This window comes from Rhizobium leguminosarum bv. trifolii WSM2297 (assembly GCF_000271845.1).
Map to the genome: position 1 here is coordinate 2,089,779 of NZ_JH719395.1, position 18,144 is coordinate 2,107,922.

19 protein-coding genes are annotated in these 18,144 nt (G+C 61.4%); 12 read left to right on the plus strand and 7 right to left on the minus strand.

Annotated features, from left to right (window positions below; all coding sequences use genetic code 11):
* Nucleotides 1-123: 123 nt before the first annotated feature.
* Complete coding sequence (locus RLEG4DRAFT_RS25555; protein ID WP_003581133.1) at nucleotides 124-393, minus strand: hypothetical protein; 270 nt, start codon at nucleotides 391-393, stop codon at nucleotides 124-126.
* A gap of 184 nt (nucleotides 394-577) precedes the next feature.
* The gene (locus RLEG4DRAFT_RS25560; RefSeq protein WP_003581135.1) at nucleotides 578-1,195 is read right to left on the minus strand and encodes a DUF1236 domain-containing protein; all 618 of its coding nucleotides are present in this window, start codon (nucleotides 1,193-1,195) and stop codon (nucleotides 578-580) included.
* Between the two features lie 287 nt (nucleotides 1,196-1,482).
* Here RLEG4DRAFT_RS25560 and RLEG4DRAFT_RS25565 point away from each other — a divergent pair, with 287 nt between their 5' ends.
* On the plus strand, nucleotides 1,483-2,184 hold the full coding sequence (locus tag RLEG4DRAFT_RS25565) for an MBL fold metallo-hydrolase (protein WP_003581137.1): 702 nt from the start codon (nucleotides 1,483-1,485) through the stop codon (nucleotides 2,182-2,184).
* Nucleotides 2,185-2,192: 8 nt separating this feature from the next.
* On the opposite strand, the gene RLEG4DRAFT_RS25570 is transcribed toward RLEG4DRAFT_RS25565, so the two are convergent.
* From RLEG4DRAFT_RS25570 to RLEG4DRAFT_RS25585, 4 genes are all read right to left on the minus strand, one after another.
* The gene (locus RLEG4DRAFT_RS25570) at nucleotides 2,193-2,534 is read right to left on the minus strand and encodes a tRNA-binding protein (protein WP_003581139.1); all 342 of its coding nucleotides are present in this window, start codon (nucleotides 2,532-2,534) and stop codon (nucleotides 2,193-2,195) included.
* Between the two features lie 10 nt (nucleotides 2,535-2,544).
* Nucleotides 2,545-3,372: a pyrroline-5-carboxylate reductase gene (gene proC / locus RLEG4DRAFT_RS25575; RefSeq protein WP_003581140.1), complete on the minus strand. Its 828-nt coding sequence runs from the start codon at nucleotides 3,370-3,372 to the stop codon at nucleotides 2,545-2,547.
* A gap of 1 nt (nucleotide 3,373) precedes the next feature.
* The gene (locus RLEG4DRAFT_RS25580; RefSeq protein ID WP_003581141.1) at nucleotides 3,374-3,874 is read right to left on the minus strand and encodes a YbjN domain-containing protein; all 501 of its coding nucleotides are present in this window, start codon (nucleotides 3,872-3,874) and stop codon (nucleotides 3,374-3,376) included.
* 487 nt (nucleotides 3,875-4,361) lie between these two features.
* A complete protein-coding gene (locus RLEG4DRAFT_RS25585) occupies nucleotides 4,362-4,622 on the minus strand; it encodes an accessory factor UbiK family protein (protein ID WP_003581142.1) in 261 nt (86 codons plus the stop codon).
* A gap of 203 nt (nucleotides 4,623-4,825) precedes the next feature.
* On the opposite strand from RLEG4DRAFT_RS25585, the gene lgt reads away from it, so the two are divergent.
* The 6 genes from lgt to RLEG4DRAFT_RS25615 all read left to right on the plus strand — a co-directional run bounded on the left by lgt (nucleotide 4,826) and on the right by RLEG4DRAFT_RS25615 (nucleotide 10,806).
* Entirely contained in the window at nucleotides 4,826-5,674 is an 849-nt protein-coding gene (gene lgt, locus RLEG4DRAFT_RS25590; RefSeq protein WP_003581144.1) for a prolipoprotein diacylglyceryl transferase, read from the plus strand.
* 19 nt (nucleotides 5,675-5,693) lie between these two features.
* Nucleotides 5,694-6,794, plus strand: coding sequence for a class I SAM-dependent methyltransferase (locus tag RLEG4DRAFT_RS25595; RefSeq protein WP_003581146.1), 1,101 nt, complete (start codon nucleotides 5,694-5,696; stop codon nucleotides 6,792-6,794).
* A gap of 110 nt (nucleotides 6,795-6,904) precedes the next feature.
* Nucleotides 6,905-7,699 carry a peptidoglycan editing factor PgeF gene (gene pgeF, locus RLEG4DRAFT_RS25600; protein ID WP_003581147.1) on the plus strand — a complete coding sequence of 265 codons (795 nt, stop codon included), beginning with the start codon at nucleotides 6,905-6,907 and terminating at the stop codon, nucleotides 7,697-7,699.
* Between the two features lie 5 nt (nucleotides 7,700-7,704).
* Entirely contained in the window at nucleotides 7,705-8,856 is a 1,152-nt protein-coding gene (locus tag RLEG4DRAFT_RS25605) for a M24 family metallopeptidase (protein ID WP_003581149.1), read from the plus strand.
* A gap of 90 nt (nucleotides 8,857-8,946) precedes the next feature.
* A complete protein-coding gene (locus RLEG4DRAFT_RS25610; RefSeq protein ID WP_003581150.1) occupies nucleotides 8,947-9,768 on the plus strand; it encodes a hypothetical protein in 822 nt (273 codons plus the stop codon).
* A 105-nt stretch (nucleotides 9,769-9,873) separates the two neighbouring features.
* The gene (locus RLEG4DRAFT_RS25615; protein WP_003581151.1) at nucleotides 9,874-10,806 is read left to right on the plus strand and encodes a ribose-phosphate pyrophosphokinase; all 933 of its coding nucleotides are present in this window, start codon (nucleotides 9,874-9,876) and stop codon (nucleotides 10,804-10,806) included.
* 209 nt (nucleotides 10,807-11,015) lie between these two features.
* Here RLEG4DRAFT_RS25615 and RLEG4DRAFT_RS25620 read toward each other — a convergent pair whose 3' ends face one another.
* A complete protein-coding gene (locus RLEG4DRAFT_RS25620) occupies nucleotides 11,016-12,560 on the minus strand; it encodes a hypothetical protein (RefSeq protein WP_003581152.1) in 1,545 nt (514 codons plus the stop codon).
* Nucleotides 12,561-12,973: 413 nt separating this feature from the next.
* Between RLEG4DRAFT_RS25620 and RLEG4DRAFT_RS25625 the strand changes: the two genes are divergently transcribed.
* The 5 genes from RLEG4DRAFT_RS25625 (at nucleotide 12,974) to RLEG4DRAFT_RS25645 (ending at nucleotide 18,133) form a co-directional block, all read left to right on the plus strand.
* Nucleotides 12,974-13,582: a 50S ribosomal protein L25/general stress protein Ctc gene (locus tag RLEG4DRAFT_RS25625; RefSeq protein ID WP_003581154.1), complete on the plus strand. Its 609-nt coding sequence runs from the start codon at nucleotides 12,974-12,976 to the stop codon at nucleotides 13,580-13,582.
* A gap of 191 nt (nucleotides 13,583-13,773) precedes the next feature.
* Nucleotides 13,774-16,125, plus strand: coding sequence for an EAL domain-containing protein (locus tag RLEG4DRAFT_RS25630; protein ID WP_003581155.1), 2,352 nt, complete (start codon nucleotides 13,774-13,776; stop codon nucleotides 16,123-16,125).
* Nucleotides 16,126-16,142: 17 nt separating this feature from the next.
* A complete protein-coding gene (locus RLEG4DRAFT_RS25635; protein WP_037094795.1) occupies nucleotides 16,143-16,856 on the plus strand; it encodes a substrate-binding periplasmic protein in 714 nt (237 codons plus the stop codon).
* Between the two features lie 87 nt (nucleotides 16,857-16,943).
* Nucleotides 16,944-17,675: an aminoacyl-tRNA hydrolase gene (pth, locus tag RLEG4DRAFT_RS25640; RefSeq protein ID WP_003581157.1), complete on the plus strand. Its 732-nt coding sequence runs from the start codon at nucleotides 16,944-16,946 to the stop codon at nucleotides 17,673-17,675.
* Nucleotides 17,672-18,133: a GNAT family N-acetyltransferase gene (locus tag RLEG4DRAFT_RS25645; protein WP_003581158.1), complete on the plus strand. Its 462-nt coding sequence runs from the start codon at nucleotides 17,672-17,674 to the stop codon at nucleotides 18,131-18,133. Before pth ends, RLEG4DRAFT_RS25645 begins: the two co-directional genes overlap by 4 nt.
* The last annotated feature ends 11 nt before the right edge of the window (nucleotides 18,134-18,144 follow it).

Here is an 18,144-nt window from a genome sequence, read left to right on the forward strand (position 1 = left end):
CTTCGTCGTCAGAGACGGCGTCATAGAGGCGCCGACCCCGGATTGATGAACGACTACATGAAGGACGTCTCTCCGGCGGCGATCACCGCCGGATAAGACTATCGGTCCGGATAGCCGGGCCTTTTACCGATGCGCCCGTGCCATGACCAGTCCGGCGAGCGTCGAGAGAATGCCGCCGCCGATCAGGCCGCCGATGCCGTCGGCGATCAGGCCGGTCATAGCCGCTTCCCCACCGACCATGCCAAGCAGCATGCCGCCGGCGACACCGCCGATCGCGCCTGCGATCGTACGGGCGACGACATTGATCGCATGCTGTTTCAAGGCAGCACTCGCGGCGTTGCCGCCGATAGCACCTGATATCAATTGTATGACGAGCGGAAGTAGCGCTTCCATGACTTTCCTCCTGGCGATCTCCCCGATCGCCGTTATATGCCGAAGCTTCGGCATATTAGCATTTTATCATATTCAGGAGGAAAGCGTTAAGAAAAAATCAACCCATACGGGAGGCATGGAGAAAGCAGAAGGGCTGGAAATGAGGCGGCCGGCCGGCCGCCTCATTGTGTTTCTACCGGTTACATCACTGATAAACGTAGACGATCCGGCGGGTACCCGGATCGACCAGCACCGGCCGGTCGTTGATCCTGGTATAGCGGTACTCGTAATCCGGGATCGACTGGAAGGTAACATCGGCGGGCACTTCTGCGCCGACGACGACATCGCCGCCGAGCTGCACCGTCTGCCCGGGATTGGTCTCGATATAGGTGCTGACCGTCTCCGGCGGGGTGATGGTCTCGACAGCCCCGACCGGGCCGAGCAACTCGTCGCCCGGGGCCGGCTGCGGGTCAACGGGAACGACACTGGCGGTCGACTCGTAGGTCACGACCGGAACGCCGATCTCGGCGCGATGCTGTTCGACGATGACCGGGCTGCCGCCGCGGTCAACTTGCAGATAATCGGCATAGACCCAGCCGCGCATGCCGTTGACATCGACACGGCACCAGCGGCTGCCTTCGATGCAGCCGTCAAGCACTGCAGTCGAGCCACGCGTGGCAAGACCGACTGCCGGATATTGCGGGCCGGGGCCGGCGCGGACGTTGAGATCATTGACAGTCGTCGCCACCATCTCCGCCTGCGCAAGACCACCGCTCGCCAGGAGCACGGCTCCAGCCAGCAGAATATTTCTTTTCAAGGTCATGTGAGCGTCTCCTTGGTTTCGATGGCCGGACAACGCATGGCGTTCCACGATGTTCCCTTGCGCTTGTCACGAGGAAACGCCGCTCGCGAACGACTTCATACAAACAATTGAAAAAGCTTGGTAAAGCTGGATTTTTCGGCTCCATCTCAAGGAGGGAGAGACGCATAAACTCTTGTTGCAGCCCGTCATTTTGGCGTGAAACACACCGCAGCCGCGGAAAATTCAAGCTGCCCTTCCCGCCGTTTCGGACTATACCCGGAGCATCCGAGACACCAAGCGAGGCACTTATGGGCATACTCCAGGCCGGCATCATTCCGGTGACACCCTTCCAGCAGAACTGCACGATCTTCTTCGATCCCGAGACCAAGGAAGGTGTCGTCGTCGATCCCGGCGGAGATGTGCCGCTCATCCTCCAGGCGATCGCGCAAAACGGCCTGACCATCAAGGAAATTTGGCTGACGCATGGCCATCTCGATCATGCCGGTGGCGCCAGCGAACTGAAGGATGCCCTCGGCATCGACGTGGTCGGCCCGCATCAGGACGACCTGCCGCTGCTGCAGCGGATCGAATCCCAGGCCGCAAACTATGGGATATCGGGATTGCGCAACATCATGCCCGACCGCTGGCTGGAGGATGGCGACAGGATCTCTTTCGGCGCCCACGAATTCGAGGTCTATCATGCGCCGGGTCATGCCCCCGGCCACGTGATCTATTTCAACCGCGCGCAGAATTTCGCCCATCTCGGCGACGTGCTTTTCAACGGCTCGATCGGCCGCACCGACCTGCCGGGCGGCAATCATCAGCAGCTTCTCGATTCGATCCGCGACAAGGTATTGCCGCTCGGCGACGACGTCGGCTTCATCTGCGGCCACGGCCCCGGCAGCCGCATCGGCGACGAGCGGCGCAGCAATCCATTTCTGCAGGAAATCAGGGCCGGTGGAGCATCCGGCGCGGGCCCATCAGGCCAAACGCCTGATAAAACGATGTGAGCTGAGGCTCACATCATCTTCCGGCCGTTCGGCACCGGCTGCCCGACGGCCGCAAGCACGATCGCGCCGTTCTCGTCCTCGAATCCCAGTGTCAGCACTTCCGAGCGGAACGGCCCGATCTGTCGCGGCGGGAAATTGACGACGCCGAGCACCTGCCGGCCGACCAAGCTTTCCGGCGTATAATGCACGGTGATCTGCGCTGAGGATTTTTTTATGCCGATGTCGGGGCCGAAATCGATCACCAGCTTGAATGCCGGCTTGCGCGCTTCCGGAAAGGCACTGACCTCGACGATCGTGCCGACGCGGATGTCGACGCGCTCGAAATCGCCATAGGTGATCTCTTCGGCCATATCGTCTCCGTCAGCCGGCCAGTTCCTCGGCCCGCTTGCGCGCCGCCGCGAGTGCCGCGTCGAACAGAGGCTGCATGCCGTTTTCGGCCATCAGTACGGCGAGTGCGGCCGCCGTCGTGCCGCCGGGAGAGGTCACATTCTGCCGCAGTCGCGAAGCGTCGTCGGGGGACTGGTGCAAGAGTTCACCAGCCCCCGCGACTGTTTCCCGCGCAAGACGCATGGCGAGGTCCGCCTGCAGGCCGAGTTTACGGCCTGCCTCCGCCATACATTCGACGAGATAGAACACATAGGCAGGACCGCTGCCCGAAAGCGCCGTCACCGCATCGATATCGGCCTCTGCAGGCACCCATTCGACCGGACCCGAGACGCTGAGAAGGGAATGCACACGCTCGCGCTGCTGACTGTTGACCCCAGCATTCGCAAAGGCGCCGGTGACGCCGCGCCCGACCATGGCCGGCGTATTCGGCATAGCCCGCACCATGGCGGCTTTGCCCAGATGCTTCTCGAGAAAACCGAGCGTCTTGCCGGCAGCCACCGAGACGACGACCGTTTCCGCCCCGACGGCACTTTTCACCGCCGGCAGCACGGTCTCCATCACCTGCGGCTTGACCGCGAGAAACAGCACGCTTGCCTTCAAATCCGCGGGAATCGCGACCAAATGCGTCGCGCCGGCCTCACTGATCGTCGCCAGCATCGCCGGCGACGGGCCGGGATCGACGACAATGACAGCCGAGCCCGGAACGCCGCTTTTCAGCCAGCCGGAAAGCATTGCCCCGCCCATGTTGCCGGCGCCAATGAGGACGACGGGATTTGTCGAGGAGAAAGTGTTCGCGGGCATCTTATGCCTCGCCGACGGTTTCAAACAACACGGCTTCCATCGCCTTTGTCGCTTCCATGCCGGACCAGACGACGAACTGGAATGCCTGGAAATAAGCTTCGCAGGTATCGAGCGCGCTGGAAAGCAGCACTTCCACCTGGCGGTTGGTAGGCTCCGCACCGCCGGCGAGCAGCAGCGATTGGCGGAAGATGACGACATCTTCCTGGCGCCAGAGATCGAAATGCCCCATCAGCACCTGCCCGTTGATCGCCGAGAGCAGCTTGACCACCTCGTTGACCCTGATGTCGGGAACTTTGATATCGAAGGCGCAGCCAAGGTGCAGCGCCTCGAATTCCTCCATCCAGGAGAAGGAGACGTGGTAGTCCGTCCAGCGCCCCTCGACCGTCATCGCGATCTCGTCCTCGCCGGAGCGTTCGAACGACCAGTCGTTGTTGGAGGCAACGTACTCGATCATATCGACCGGGTTCGACTGACGCTCGAATTCCAATTCCATCAGGTTCATGCAGCACCTTCTTGACCGGAACGAATGCGACTAACTTGGTGTACGAACACAAGAAAAGACACACGCAAATACCGGAACCACCACTCGGATGATCGTTGAACCGCTGCCAGACTTAACGCAGATAACCTGCCCGGAGCTTACCAAGTCGCTTCGAATCATCATTTAAAATCAGTCTATAATGCCCCTTGCCCCCTGCCAGCCCCCTGAGGGGAAAATAGGCCGGGCCACTGTGGAAAGGCTCTTCGAAATTCAATTCAGAAGGGAGAATAAGCGACTCTGCGAATTGGCTTTTTTGGCAGTGTCCACAGGTGGAAAACTCACCTGAATTTTTTGTGACGGATGCGGCGTGTGGCATGAAGGCAACGCCGCATCTGTGTCATATCGGGACTTGAAAGCAGATCGCGCAAGAGTGTTCAGCGGTTTTGCGCGGCATGCGGAAAACAAAACCTGAAGCGCAAGGAGCGAATCCGGAAGATCGCGACGCGCTTTAATGCCCCTCGCCGGCCAGCCTCGCCTCGAGCGCCGCGATGCGGGCGGCAAGCGCTTCGTTCTCGTCGCGCGCCTTGATCGCCATCTCGCGCACGGCCTCAAACTCCTCGCGCTTGACGATATCCATGCTGTTCAGCCAACGCTCGGCCTGGGCGTTAAAGGCGGTTTCGATCTCCTTGCGGACGCCCTGCGCGGCACCGGCCGCATCGGTCATCAGCTTGGCGAATTCGTCCATGATGCGGTTCGTTCCGGTCGTCATGGCGTTTTTCTCCCTTCGCATGAGGTGAATTCAGCCCTTCGGGGCCTCAAGGATTGAGGTAGGGCTTCGCCACCCTCTATGCAAGCGCTTTGCATGGGATAGCCCCTGCCGGAACCGGCAGCCAAAGAGCCATCACGAACAATGGACTTGACCGTCCGGGATCGCGGCGGCATGTTCCGCGCAACCAAACAGGTGGGAAAACCTTGCCGACAGCAGCCAATCTCCTTGCCATCATGCCTTTTCCAGACATCGATCCGATCGCCTTTTCGATCGGCCCGCTGGCGATTCATTGGTACGGTCTCGCTTATGTCGCCGGCATCCTGCTCGGCTGGGCCTATGCGCGCCGCCTCGCCGCCAATGAAACTCTCTGGCCCGGCAATACCTCGCCAATGACAAGGACGCAGCTCGACGATTTCATCGTCTGGGCGGCCCTTGGCGTCGTCCTCGGCGGTCGTCTCGGCTATATCTTCTTCTATGATCTCCCCGCCGTCCTGCGCAGTCCGGTCCGTGCGCTCGAGATCTGGAACGGCGGCATGTCCTTCCATGGCGGCCTGACCGGCACGACGATCGCCATGATCCTCTTTGCCCGCCGCAACGGTATTCCGATCTGGAGCCTGTTCGACATCGTCGCCACGGTCGTTCCCTTCGGCCTCTTCTTCGGCCGCATCGCCAATTTCATCAATGGCGAGCTTTGGGGCCGGTTGACCGACGTGCCTTGGGCCGTGGTCTTCCCCACAGGCGGCCCCTTCGCCCGCCATCCGAGTCAGCTTTACGAAGCGGGCCTGGAAGGCATCGTTCTTCTGCTGGTGCTGGCCGCCCTGGTTTACGGCATGCGCGCGCTGAAAAGCCCCGGCTTCATCACCGGCGTCTTCGTCTGCGGTTACGCCCTGTCGCGCATCTTCGTCGAATTCTTCCGCGAGCCCGACGCCCAGCTCGGTTATCTCCTCGGCACGAACTGGCTGACCATGGGCATGGTGCTCTCCTCCCCGATGATCCTGCTCGGCCTCTGGGCGATGCTCAGGGCCCGCCGCCAGGCTGCGCTGCAGCTCTGAAAACGGCAGGACGCGCGACATGACCACCGCTCTAGGCGAAAAGATCAAGGCGATCATCCAGGCCAACGGCCCGATCAGCGTCACCGATTATTTCTCGCTCTGCCTGGCCGATCCCGAACACGGCTATTACCGCACCCGCGAGCCCTTCGGCCGTTCGGGTGATTTCGTCACCGCGCCCGAGGTCAGCCAGATCTTCGGCGAGATGATCGGCGTCTTCATCGTCCATGCCTGGCAGCGTCACGGCACGCCGGCGGGCGTCCGCCTCGTCGAGATCGGCCCCGGCCGCGGCACCATGATGGCAGATATGCTGCGTGTCATCTCCCGCATCGCTCCGCCGCTGCTGGAGGCGATGACCGTGCATCTCGTCGAAACCAGCGAGCGCCTGCGCGACGTCCAGAGCCAGACGCTCGAGGCTTACGGTGAAAAGATCGCCTGGCACGACGGCTTCGACGAAGTACCGCCAGGCTTCACGCTGATAGCCGCCAACGAATTGTTCGACGCCATCCCGATTCGCCAGTTTATCCGCACGTCGACCGGTTTTCGCGAGCGCATGATCGGCATCGATGCCGATGGCGAGCTGACCTTCGCCGCCGGCGTCGCCGGCCTCGATCCTGCCCTCCTGCCCGAACCGGTGCAGAACCTGCCGCTCGGCATGCTCTTCGAGATCTCGCCCGCCCGCCAGGCGGTGATGATGGCGATCTGCGAACGGCTGCGCGCCTTCGGCGGCACGGCGCTCGCGATCGATTACGGCCATCTCGTCACCGGCTTTGGCGATACGCTGCAGGCCGTGCGCATGCATGAATTCGATCCGCCGCTCGCCCACCCCGGTGAAGCCGATCTGACGAGCCATGTCGACTTTCAGCAGCTCGCCGAAACCGCGCTTGCAGCCGGCGTCCATCTGAACGGCGCTCTGCATCAGGGTGATTTTCTGACCGGCCTCGGCATCCTCGAACGTGCCGCCGCCCTCGGTCAAGATCGCGAACCGCAGACCCAGCAGGTCATCCAGGCGGCGGTCGAACGGCTCGCCGGCGCTGGTGAAGGCCGGATGGGCGAACTCTTCAAGGTAATGGCGGTCTCGCATCCCGCGGTCGACCTCATGCCCTTTCGTCCGGTGGATTGACAGGGCGCACGCGGCTGGTTCAACATCCCAGCGAACAAGAACTTGAAGCGCGCCGCCTGTGCGATGCGCTTGGGATAAGAACAAACCCCTTAAAAAACCCGGAAGCACAGATGCAGGACGCGGCCTCTCCCGCACCGATCGAAAGCGCGCTGCTGAACGCAGCGGCAGGTAGCACTATCCGCCACGGTTATTTCACCCGCGCCGGCGGCATTTCCGAAGGGCTGTATCGCGGCCTCAATGTCGGCCTCGGCTCCAATGACGAACGCGACAAGGTCCTGGAAAACCGCCGCCGCGTCGCGGCCTGGTTCGACCTGCCGGTCGAGCGGCTGGCGACCGTGCATCAGGTCCATTCCCCTGATGTCGTGACCATCGATGCCGATTACGACGGCGCCCGCCCCGAGGCGGATGCGATGGTAACGCGCACCCCCGGCATCGCGCTTGGCGTGCTTGCCGCCGATTGCGGCCCGATCCTGTTTGCCGACCCGGACAATCGCGTCGTCGGCGCCGCCCATGCCGGCTGGAAGGGCGCGCTGACCGGCGTGCTCGAAAATACCATCGCCGCCATGGAAGCGCTGGGTGCTGACCGCGCGCGCATTGTCGCCTGCCTCGGCCCCTCGATCAGCCAGTCAAGCTATGAGGTCGGTCCTGAGTTCGTCGAGCGTTTCGTCGCCGAGAACCCGGAAGATGCGCGTTTTTTCGTGCCTTCCGCAACCTCCGGCCACGCAATGTTCGACCTGCCGGCGCTGACCGTCGACCGGCTGACGAAAGCCGGCGTGCGGGCCGAAAGCCTCGGCCTCTGCACCTATCCGGACAGCGAGCGCTTCTTTTCCTACCGCAGGACCACACATCGCAAGGAGCCGGACTACGGCCGCCAGATTTCCGCGATATCAATCAGGGAGACGTGAGCAGAATGGCACTGCATTTCGAAAAGGCCGAATTCGCAAGCCGGCTTGCGCGCCTCACCGAGAAGATGAAGGAAGAAAAGCTCGACGCCCTGCTGCTCTTCGCTCAGGAAAGCATGTACTGGCTGAGCGGCTACGACACCTTCGGTTACTGCTTCTTCCAGACGCTGGTCGTCAAGAGCGACGGCACCATGGCGCTGCTGACCCGCTCGGCCGATCTTCGTCAGGCCAGACATACCTCGATCCTCGAGGACATCCATATCTGGGTCGACCGGGTCAATGCAGATCCGACGCTCGACCTGAAGAACCTGCTGGTCGAGATGGATCTGCTCGGCGCCCGCATCGGTGTCGAATATGACACGCACGGCATGACCGGCCGTATCTCGCGCCTGCTCGACGCGCAGCTGACCACCTTCGGCCAGATCGTCGATGCATCCTATCTCGTCAGCCGCCTCCGCCTCGTCAAAAGCCCGACTGAGGTTGCCTATGTCGAGCGCGCTGCCGTTCTCGCCGACGATGCGCTCGACGCCGCAATCCGGCTGACGAAGCCCGGTGCCGACGAGGCCGATATTCTCGCCGCCATGCAGGGTGCAATCTTTTCCGGCGGCGGCGATTATCCCGCCAACGAGTTCATCATCGGCTCCGGCGCCGATGCCCTGCTTTGCCGCTACAAGGCCGGCCGCCGCAAGCTCGACGCCACCGACCAGCTGACGCTCGAATGGGCCGGCGCTTACGCGCATTATCATGCCGCAATGATGCGCACGATCGTCATCGGCGAGCCGATGCAACGCCACCGCGAGCTCTATAATGCCTGCCGCGAAACCATCGAGGCGATCGAAACCGTGCTGAAGCCCGGCCACAGCTTCGGCGACGTCTTCGACATGCATGCCAGGATCATGGACGAACGCGGCCTCGCCCGCCACCGGCTGAATGCCTGCGGCTATTCGCTTGGCGCCCGCTTCTCGCCCTCCTGGATGGAGCACCAGATGTTCCATGTCGGCAATCCGCAGCCGATCGAGCCGAACATGTCGCTCTTCGTTCACATGATTATTGCCGATTCCGACACGGGCACGGCGATGACGCTCGGCCAGACCTATCTGACGACGGCGGATGCGCCGCGGGCGCTATCCCGCCATCCGCTCGATTTCATCGGTCTTTGACCGATGAGAATCCGGAATTGACAGACGCCCGCCGCCGCCCGCATAAATTCGGGCGGGGCTGATGCGATTGTGGGAAGGACGGATCAAGGGATGACGCGAGCTGCGATTGTGCCCACGCTCCTGGTCGTCACAGCTCTGCTGACTGCCTGCAACACCACCGATGCGCTGACGCCGCAGGTCGATATCGGCGATTCCTCCGCACGTGCGTCGTCGAGCCCGGTGACGCAGAGCGAGGCCGAGCGTCTGGCGGGCTCCCGCCAGCGGGTCTTCGCCGAAAACCCCCAGCCGAGAGGCTACCATCCAGCCTATGATCAGTCGCAGCCGGCCTATCGGCCCGGCACCGGCGCACCGCCGACGACGATGCAGGAACAGGCCGACGCCCTGTCGAGGAGCAGTTCCTCGCCGGCCGCCTCCGCCCCGATTGAGGAACAATCGCTGCCGCCGCCGGCTTCCGGCGGTGGACTTGACGCGCAATCAGCTCAGCCCGCCGAAGCGCAACAGTCGGAGCAGACCGCTGCCCGCACCCCCAGTTCTTCTTCCGCTCGCGGCAACACCGTGCGTTTCCTGCCGATCATCGGCGCGCCGGTGCAGGCGGTGACCCCGCTCTCGCGCCAGCTCGGCGCCGAGGCGCGCGCCCACGGCCTTTCCATCAAGAGTTCGACCGATGCGAGCAGCGATTACATCCTCAAAGGTTATCTCTCCGCGTTCAGCGACGACGGTAAGGTCACTGTCGTCTATGTCTGGGATATTCTCGACAGCGGCGGCGGCCGCCTGCATCGCATCCAGGGGCAGGAAAGCGTGCCGACGGCGGCGGCCGACCCCTGGGCCGGCGTTCCGGCCTCGGTGATGCAGCAGATCGGCTCGAAAACCATCGCGGAATTCTCCTCCTGGCGGCAGACGCGGGGCGGTTAGTCACAAACTTTTTGCAAATATCAAAGCCTGTGGCGCCTTTGCCCTTGCATTCACGGGGAAGCTGGCTAAAAAGCGCGGCTATCAGCGCATAACAGGCGGACCAAAATGAAGGTTTTCGCAGGCAATTCGAACCGGCAACTCGCCGAAGCGATCTGCACCTATCTCAACGTTCCCTTGGGGAGAGCCAGTGTTCGAAGGTTTGCCGATCAGGAAATCTTCGTGGAAATCCAGGAAAATGTGCGCGGCGAGGACGTATTCCTCGTCCAGCCAACCGCCTTTCCTGCCAACGACCACTTGATGGAACTGCTGATCATGATCGACGCGATGCGTCGTTCTTCAGCCCGTCGCATCACCGCGGTGCTTCCCTATTTCGGCTATGCGCGTCAGGACCGTCGCGCCTCAGGCCGCACACCGATCTCCGCCAAGCTGGTCGCAAACCTCATTACCGAAGCCGGCGCCGACCGCGTCATGACACTCGATCTCCATGCGGGGCAGATTCAGGGCTTCTTCGATATCCCCACTGACAACCTCTTCGCCCTGCCCGTGCTGACGCGCGACATCAAGAGCCATTACGACCTCAGCAACGTCATGGTCGTCTCGCCGGATGTCGGCGGCGTCGTTCGCGCCCGCGCGCTTGCCAAGCGGCTGGACTGTCTTCTGGCCATCGTCGACAAACGTCGCGATCGGCCGGGTGAATCCGAAGTGATGAACATCATCGGCGACATCACCGGCAAGGATTGCCTGCTGATCGACGACATCGTCGATTCCGGCGGCACGCTCTGCAACGCCGCCGACGCGATGCTGGCCCAAGGCGCAGCCAGCGTCACCGCCTATATCACCCACGGCGTGCTCTCCGGCGGCGCGGTCACCCGCGTCACCTCCTCGAAGCTGCGCGAACTCGTCATTACGGATTCGATCCAGCCGACCACGGCCGTGCTTTCGGCGCACAATATCCGCATCGTGACGACGGCGCCGCTGATCGGTGAAGCCATCAGCCGAACGGCCCAGGAAGAGTCTGTCTCCAGCCTCTTCGACTAAGAAGAGCCGGCATTCGTCCGGCTCTTTCAATTTCTCCATCAGATGAAACAGCCATTGCCGGGCATGCTCTCCGAGCCGCATGAATTCCCGGCCATTGCTTGTCACGAAGCTGCGTTCCCCGACGGCGAAGGCTCAGCGCCTCGCCGATCGTTGACGCAAAAGGGCGGCACAAGGCCGGCCTCTTCATTTCTGATCCCGATTGCTAGCGCTTAAGGCTGCTGCGGCGGTGCAGGCAGCGCATCCTGACCCTGATCCGGCTCCTGCTCCTGGTCTGTCTCCAGCCCCGGAGCCTGATCCGGACCATCCGGTCCCTTGATCTGCTGGCCATTGACCGCCACGGAACCATCGCGGCTGACGCTGATGTCCCAGCGCGAACGACCGTCCGCATCAGTCTTGGCAAAGCCCTTCACCATCATGATACCGAAGGAGACCTGGTTGAGGTCGGGATCCGTCTTGGCCAGTTCCTGAACCGCGGCAATCGTCTTGTCGAGATCGCGGGCAAAGATGGTCGCTTCCATCGAATAGTCCTTCTCGGTGTCGACCCGTCCTTCGATCTTGCCCGTCATGTCGATGTCGTAGACCTCCGACTTGGCGCTGATCTTCGGAAACTCGACGGTGAGCCGACCATCGCGGAAGAGCTTCTTCGCCATCTCCTCACCGCTCGTCTCCGGCGCCTTATCGTTGAAATCCAGCGCCATGAGGGCGTCGCCCAAGCTGGCGAAATTCAGATTCGGAAGAGCAAGCTGGAAATCGAGGTTGGTCGGCATGAAGGCCGAATAGTTTGCCGGCATTAGCGGCGTGTCGAGGCTGATCTCCTGCGCGTTCATGCCGAAGCCGAAACGCATGGCGTCACTCGGCCCGTCGATGGCGAGGTTATAGCCGAATGCCTTGGCGCCGCCCTTGCCCATCTCGCTGCTGATAGTGAGATTGTTGACCCCGATCGTCTCGCTGAACGAGGTAAGAAGCGGGAAGGCCTCCTTCACTATTCCCTTTATTTTGTCGCTGTTTTCCGGACTCAATTCTTTCTCTTCGAGATGCTCGAGCACGAAGAAGACCATCTCGCGAATCTGCTTTGCCGGCAGGCCGTTCACCTTGGCCTCGACATTGATCGAGCCGGAACGGATTTCAACGGGCGGCATTTGCAGGCCGGAAACCTGCTCGACGAAATCAGACATCGAGCCGCTGCCGACAAAATCGACACGTCCGTTGCCGCCTGCGCTGTCCGTCGAACTCAGCTTCTGGTCCATGCTGGCAATGGTGGCATGGACCTCCTCGGTTTCGGACTTGCTGGAGATCTTGATGTCCTTGGCTGCGAAGGTGCCCGAGCGCAGATAGCTGATCGCCGGGTCGAAGACGCCGGTATAAACAAGCGAAGCGATGGAATAGGCGAAATCCGTCGGCTTCTGATCCGCGCCTTTGAAATGGCCGGAGACGTTGAATTTGTTGTCGCCTTCGACGTTCCAGAGCCCGCTGTCGAGTGGCGTGGCGAACATCGAGAACGGGGTCAGCCCGTTGATCGTGAAGGTCGCCGGATCGGCTTTGACAAGCAGCTTCGCCAGATCGTAAATGATCTCATAGCGCGTACCCGCCGGATTGACGGTAATAAGACCGCTCTTCGCCAGTTCCTCCGGAAGCAGCTTCGTCAGAGTCTCCTTGACGGCATTGGCGCCGTCCTGGTTGATCTCCGCGCCGTCGGCCGAAGTGAAAAGGCAAAGAGCAAGCAAGCTCGTTGCCGTGACAAGTTTAAGACGCATAGTCTGTTATTCTCCTCAGCCGCCCTTTTTGATTGCGGCATCCAAAGATGCGAAGCGCGCCGATGTCAAGCCAAGTGGCGGCAGATCTTAGCAATTTTGCCGCTTGGACAAGCGCCGACTACGACGATTCAACGAGCTTCATTTGCTCGAGGCGGGAGGTGCGGCGCACGCCGTCGATCTCAGCAGATTTGCCGTTCGCGATAATTGAGCACGCCGGCGAAAGCCTGTACACCACCGAAAAACCGCCGCAATCCGCAACTTGCGTTTCCGATCGACTTATAATATAGGCCACCGGTCCGTGTAGACACCCTTGGAGGCAACGCGGATGAGGTAAGGGAAACCCGCCTCCGGTTCGACGGAACAAGGCTTTTGCCCGCCGACGAACTCTCCAAATAACCTCGAAAGGAATAGCCATGAGCCAGGAAACTTACGAGCTCAAGGCCGAGGCGCGCGAACGGGTTGGTAAGGGGTCCGCCCGTGAACTTCGCCGCAACGGTTTGATTCCCGCTGTCATCTATGGTGACAAGCAGGCCCCCATTGCCATCGCTCTCAACACCAATGAGGTGACGAAGCGCATTCATGCCGGTGGTTTCATGACCACCGTGGCGACGATCGAAGTCGACGGCAAGAAGTTCAAGGTTCTGCCGAAGGACTATCAGCTCGATCCGGTCCGTGACTTCACCATGCATGTCGACTTTCTGCGCGTCTCCGGCAACACTCAGGTGACCGTCGAAATCCCGGTTCACTTCATCAACGAAGAGAAGTCCCAGGGCCTCAAGGTCGGCGGCGTTCTGAACATCGTTCGTCACCAAGTCGAAGTTCACTGCCCGGCCGATGCGATCCCGGAATTCTTCAACGTTGACCTCAGCGGCAAGAAGATCGGCGACAGCATCCATATTTCGGAAGTCACCCTTCCGAAGGGCGTCACCACCGTCATCGACCGCGACTTCACGATCGCGACCATCATCGCTCCGGCTGCCGGCATCGACGAGAGCGCCGCGGAAGGCGAAGCCGAAGCCTGATCGCTTCGACCGATTTGTAAAGCATACGGCCCGCTTTCCCGTGAACCGGAAAAGCGGGCTTTTCGTTGCCCGGCAAGCCCCCGTTTCAGCAACATTTAACGTATTCGTGAAAGCATGCTTCGTCAGCTGCGAAGAAGCCCGCCTTAGCGCGCGACAGCAGATAAGGTCGGCCTGGGGGAGTAGACGGAACCATGAACAATTCCGTTGAGAACAGATTTTTTGGAATTGTTTGCGGAGCGCTGCTGGTTTTTGTCGCTCCCCTCTTTGTTCTCTTCCTTTTTCTTTCCTCGGAACGAGCCGACAAGGAAATACGCGATCATATTTCCGTTCTTCTTGTCGCCAACGCCCAGGCGCTGGCAAAGCCGCTCTGGGATCTCGACGAGGAGAGTGTGACCCAGATCAGCGCGACGGTGGTTTCCCAGGGCGCTATCGTCAAGGTCGAGGTGCGCGACCAGTCCGGCCAACTCGACATCAGTCAATCCACCATTCCGCGCTCCTTCGACGGCAAGCTCGTCCAGGTGTCGCGCGCCATTATCTACAACACCGTCGACGGCCCGAAGAATCTCGGCAGCATCAGCGTCTACTATCCCGCGCTCGGCTTGTTTTCCGGCCTGAAGCAGGAAGAGGTCGTCTTCATCTCGATCTTCATCTTCGCCGTGCTGACCGTTTTCGGCACGGCGCTGATCGGCAACCGGTTCTTCGTCATCCAGCCGCTGATGCGGCTGACGGCGGCGATCGAGGCCACCCGTCAACTCGGCTCCCGCCACCATGTCGACTGGCAATCGAACGACGAGATGGGACGGCTTGCCCGCAGCTTCAACGAGATGCAGACCAAGCTCGAAAGCGAGGAAAAGGAGCTGAAGCTCGCCCACCGCCGCGCCACCGACATCTACAATCTGACGCCCGCCATGCTCTTTTCGCTCGACGAGGAAGACCGCATCACCGCCGTCAGTGATTACTGGCTGCTTGCCACGGGTTATAGCCGTGCCGCCGTGATCGGCCGCAATTTCGCCGATCTTGTCACCTCGACCACCCGCGACAAGTTCGTCAAACGCCGCCAGGCTGAAAGCGGCATGAGCGTCACCGTCAAGTTCGTCTGCCTGGACGGCCGCACCATGGACGTCCTCATCATGGAGTCGGAGGCGGAAGCCGGCGCTCACGACCGCCTCTCGCTGTCGGTCATGACCGATGTCACCGAACTCAAGGCCTCCGAGGACCGCAACCACCGCCAGGCGATCACCGATCACCTGACCGGGCTGCTCAATCGCCAGGGCTTCGAAGCCGTCCTCGACAACAAGATCGCCGCCGCCGACGCGGCCGGCCAGGAGCTCGCCTGCCTCTTCGTCGATCTCGATCGCTTCAAGTGGATCAACGACAATATGGGCCATGCCGCCGGCGACATGGCGCTAATCGAGCTCGTCGAGCGCCTGAAGACCTATCTTGCTCCGTCCGATGAGGCGGCCCGTCTCGGCGGCGACGAATTTGCCATTCTACTGCCGGCGAAGGACGCCGAAAAACGCGCCAGGATGATGTGCGAACAGATCGCCTCGATCTTCGAAACGCCGTTCGCCCCCGACATGCATCTGAGTGCTTCCGTCGGCATCGCCATCTATCCGCACCATGCCGCAACCGCGGCCGAACTGCTGCAGAAATCCGACCTGGCAATGTATGCCAAGAAACGCGACGGCAAGAATGGCGCGCAGCTTTTCGACAACGCCATGCTCGACCGCGCCCGCAGCCGCGCCGAGATCGAAGCCAATATCGAAGCCGGTCTCGTCGACAACTGGTTCGAGGCCTTCCTGCAGCCAATCGTCAATCTGAACGGTCGCGGCATTGCCGGTTTCGAGGCACTGATGCGCCTCAACCATCCGCAGAAGGGCTTGATGCCGCCGGCCGAGATCATCAGCGTCGCCGAAGAGACGGCAAAGATCGTCCGCGTCGGCAATGTCATCATCGAAAAGGCGATCGCCAACCTCGCCAAGATTTCCCGCATATCAGGCATGCAGGACACCTATCTCGCCATCAACTTCTCGCCGCTGCAGTTCGAGCCGGCGCTGCCGGCCCGTCTTGCCGCCATCGTCGGCCGCAATGGCATCCGCCCCGAGCGCATCGTCGTCGAGATCACCGAAGCCGTGCTGATGCACGACAACCCTGAGATTCGCATGATCGTCACCGAGCTTCGCCGCTTCGGCTGCCGCATCGCGCTCGACGATTTCGGCACCGGCTATTCGTCGCTGAGCTATCTCAACCGCTTCCCTGTCGACATTATCAAGATCGACCAGTCCTTCACCCGTGCGATCAACGACGGCGACGACGACGTGCGCCAGAAGAGCCGCATGCTGATCGAAGGCATTACGACGCTCTCGCACAAGATGAACTGCACCGTCATCGCCGAGGGCATCGAGACCGAAGAGGAATGCCGCACGCTCCACCAGATGGGGCTCGATTATGGCCAGGGCTACCTCTTCCACCGTCCGCAGCACGCAGCCGTGCTCATCGAGGAACTGATGGCCTCGGACTCGGCCGTCGCAAGGGCCTCGTGAACGAAGGAGATGAGATGATGAAAAAGCTTCTGCTTCTCGCATGCCTGGCGCTGCCCTGTGCTGCCCATGCGCAAACGGTGACCTTCACCACTGAGGACTATGCCCCCTTCAACTATCGCGAAGGCAAGGAGATCAAGGGCGCGACCGTCGAGCAGGTCGAAAAGGTAATGGCCGCGATCGGCGTCGACTACACGATCGAGATCATGCCCTGGGCACGCGCTTTCGGCCTTGCCCGCACGGCGCCGATGACCTGCGTCTTCGCGACCGCCCATAATGGCGCACGCAACCCGTTGTTCAAATGGGTCGAGCCGCTGCTCATCGATCGCAACATCCTGATCACCCGCAAGGGTTCCGGAGTTACCGCCAGCAGTCTGGACGAAGCGAAGAAATATACGATCGGCACCCAACGCGAGGATTATACCGAGACGATCCTGAAGGAGAAGGGTTTCACCAAGCTCGATGTCGCCAGCGACTTCAACGCGACGCTGCGCAAATTGCTGGGCGGCCGCATCGACATGATGCCGATCTCCGAACTCTATTTCGAAAAGCTGAAGGCCGACCAGCCGTTGGAAATGGTCACCGTGCTCTCCGCCCAGCCGATGAGCATCGCCTGCGAGAAGAGCTTTCCGGACGATCTGCTCGCCAGGATGCAGGCGGCCCTCGACAAGCTGATCGCCGATGGCGTCCAGAAGCAGATCTTCCTGAAATATGGCATGAACCTGACGGAGTGACTCCGACGGACGCTGCCCTTTCGACTTGACTTTGGGTTCATTTCCAGATGGTGAACGGCGGGAAGTTCTAGCGAGGGAAGACAGACCATGCTGATCATCGCGGGTCTCGGCAATCCCGGCGGCAAATACGCCGGCAACCGCCACAATATTGGCTTCATGGCCGTCGACGCCATCCATCGGCGCCACGGCTTCTCGCCCTGGTCGAAAAAATTCAGGGCCGAGATCGCCGACGGCGAACTCGGCGGCGAGAAGGTGCTGCTGATCAAGCCGCAGACCTTCATGAACCTCTCCGGCGAAGCCGTCGGCGAGGCGATGCGCTTCTACAAGCTCCAGCCCGCCGATCTTGTTGCAATCTACGACGAACTCGATCTTCCCCAGGGCAAGGCGCGGCTGAAGACCGGCGGCGGCCATGGTGGCCATAACGGCATCAAGTCGCTGGACGCCCATTGCGGCAAGGAGTACCGGCGGCTGCGCCTCGGCATCGGCCATCCCGGCGTCAAGGAAATGGTGCAGAACCACGTGCTCGGCGATTTCGCCAAGGCCGACAGGGCCTGGGTGGAGCCACTTCTCGATACGCTTGCCGACAATGCCGACATGCTGGTGCGACGCGAAGATTCGCAGCTGATGAACAAGATCGCGCTGGCGCTCGGCGGCAAGGCCGAGGAGGAGAAGCCGCGGAAGGAACCCAAGGATAGCGAGAAGAAGCCGGCCGGCCAGTCGCATATCCGCCAGGCCCGCAACCACAATCAGCCGAAGGTGCTGGCCACCGGCCCGATGGCCGATATTCTGAAGAAGATGTTCGGCAACAAGGGGGAATGAGGCCGGTGCCGGATCAGAATTTCGCCATCCGCCACGCCGCACCAAGCGACCTTCCCGGGCTGACCACCCTCTACCGGCATTTGAATCCGACGGATCCGCTGCTCGACGAAGCCGTGGCCCAAGAGCGTTTCTCCGCCATCCTGGCTCAGCCAGGCATGACCCTATTCATCGGCTTTGCCGGTGATCTCGCCACTGCCACCGCTACGCTGATCGTCGTACCGAACCTGACGCGGGGCGCCGCCTCCTATGCGCTCATCGAAAACGTCGTCACCCACGCAGATCACCGCCGGCACGGTTACGCCGGCGCTGTCATCGGCCATGCAGTGACTGAGGCTTGGAAGGCTGGCTGCTATAAGGTGATGCTGCTGACTGGCTCGAAGAACCCGGCGACCCTGCGCTTCTACGAGAATTGCGGCTTCATCAGCGACAAGACCGGCTATCAGATCCGCCGCCCCTGAGACCCAGGGGG

Excerpts from the sequence above, each read along its gene's own strand:
- proC (WP_003581140.1), bottom strand. The coding sequence starts at position 3,372 with ATGCCCGCGAACACTTTCTCCTCGACAAATCCCGTCGTCCTCATTGGC.
- pth (WP_003581157.1), top strand. The coding sequence starts at position 16,944 with ATGCTGATCATCGCGGGTCTCGGCAATCCCGGCGGCAAATACGCCGGC.
- RLEG4DRAFT_RS25585 (WP_003581142.1), bottom strand. The coding sequence starts at position 4,622 with ATGACGACCGGAACGAACCGCATCATGGACGAATTCGCCAAGCTGATG.
- RLEG4DRAFT_RS25645 (WP_003581158.1), top strand. The coding sequence starts at position 17,672 with ATGAGGCCGGTGCCGGATCAGAATTTCGCCATCCGCCACGCCGCACCA.
- RLEG4DRAFT_RS25570 (WP_003581139.1), bottom strand. The coding sequence starts at position 2,534 with ATGGCCGAAGAGATCACCTATGGCGATTTCGAGCGCGTCGACATCCGC.
- RLEG4DRAFT_RS25605 (WP_003581149.1), top strand. The coding sequence starts at position 7,705 with ATGGCACTGCATTTCGAAAAGGCCGAATTCGCAAGCCGGCTTGCGCGC.
- RLEG4DRAFT_RS25565 (WP_003581137.1), top strand. The coding sequence starts at position 1,483 with ATGGGCATACTCCAGGCCGGCATCATTCCGGTGACACCCTTCCAGCAG.
- RLEG4DRAFT_RS25610 (WP_003581150.1), top strand. The coding sequence starts at position 8,947 with ATGACGCGAGCTGCGATTGTGCCCACGCTCCTGGTCGTCACAGCTCTG.
- RLEG4DRAFT_RS25635 (WP_037094795.1), top strand. The coding sequence starts at position 16,143 with ATGAAAAAGCTTCTGCTTCTCGCATGCCTGGCGCTGCCCTGTGCTGCC.
- RLEG4DRAFT_RS25595 (WP_003581146.1), top strand. The coding sequence starts at position 5,694 with ATGACCACCGCTCTAGGCGAAAAGATCAAGGCGATCATCCAGGCCAAC.
- RLEG4DRAFT_RS25615 (WP_003581151.1), top strand. The coding sequence starts at position 9,874 with ATGAAGGTTTTCGCAGGCAATTCGAACCGGCAACTCGCCGAAGCGATC.
- RLEG4DRAFT_RS25555 (WP_003581133.1), bottom strand. The coding sequence starts at position 393 with ATGGAAGCGCTACTTCCGCTCGTCATACAATTGATATCAGGTGCTATC.
- RLEG4DRAFT_RS25620 (WP_003581152.1), bottom strand. The coding sequence starts at position 12,560 with ATGCGTCTTAAACTTGTCACGGCAACGAGCTTGCTTGCTCTTTGCCTT.
- RLEG4DRAFT_RS25560 (WP_003581135.1), bottom strand. The coding sequence starts at position 1,195 with ATGACCTTGAAAAGAAATATTCTGCTGGCTGGAGCCGTGCTCCTGGCG.
- pgeF (WP_003581147.1), top strand. The coding sequence starts at position 6,905 with ATGCAGGACGCGGCCTCTCCCGCACCGATCGAAAGCGCGCTGCTGAAC.
- RLEG4DRAFT_RS25580 (WP_003581141.1), bottom strand. The coding sequence starts at position 3,874 with ATGAACCTGATGGAATTGGAATTCGAGCGTCAGTCGAACCCGGTCGAT.
- RLEG4DRAFT_RS25625 (WP_003581154.1), top strand. The coding sequence starts at position 12,974 with ATGAGCCAGGAAACTTACGAGCTCAAGGCCGAGGCGCGCGAACGGGTT.
- RLEG4DRAFT_RS25630 (WP_003581155.1), top strand. The coding sequence starts at position 13,774 with ATGAACAATTCCGTTGAGAACAGATTTTTTGGAATTGTTTGCGGAGCG.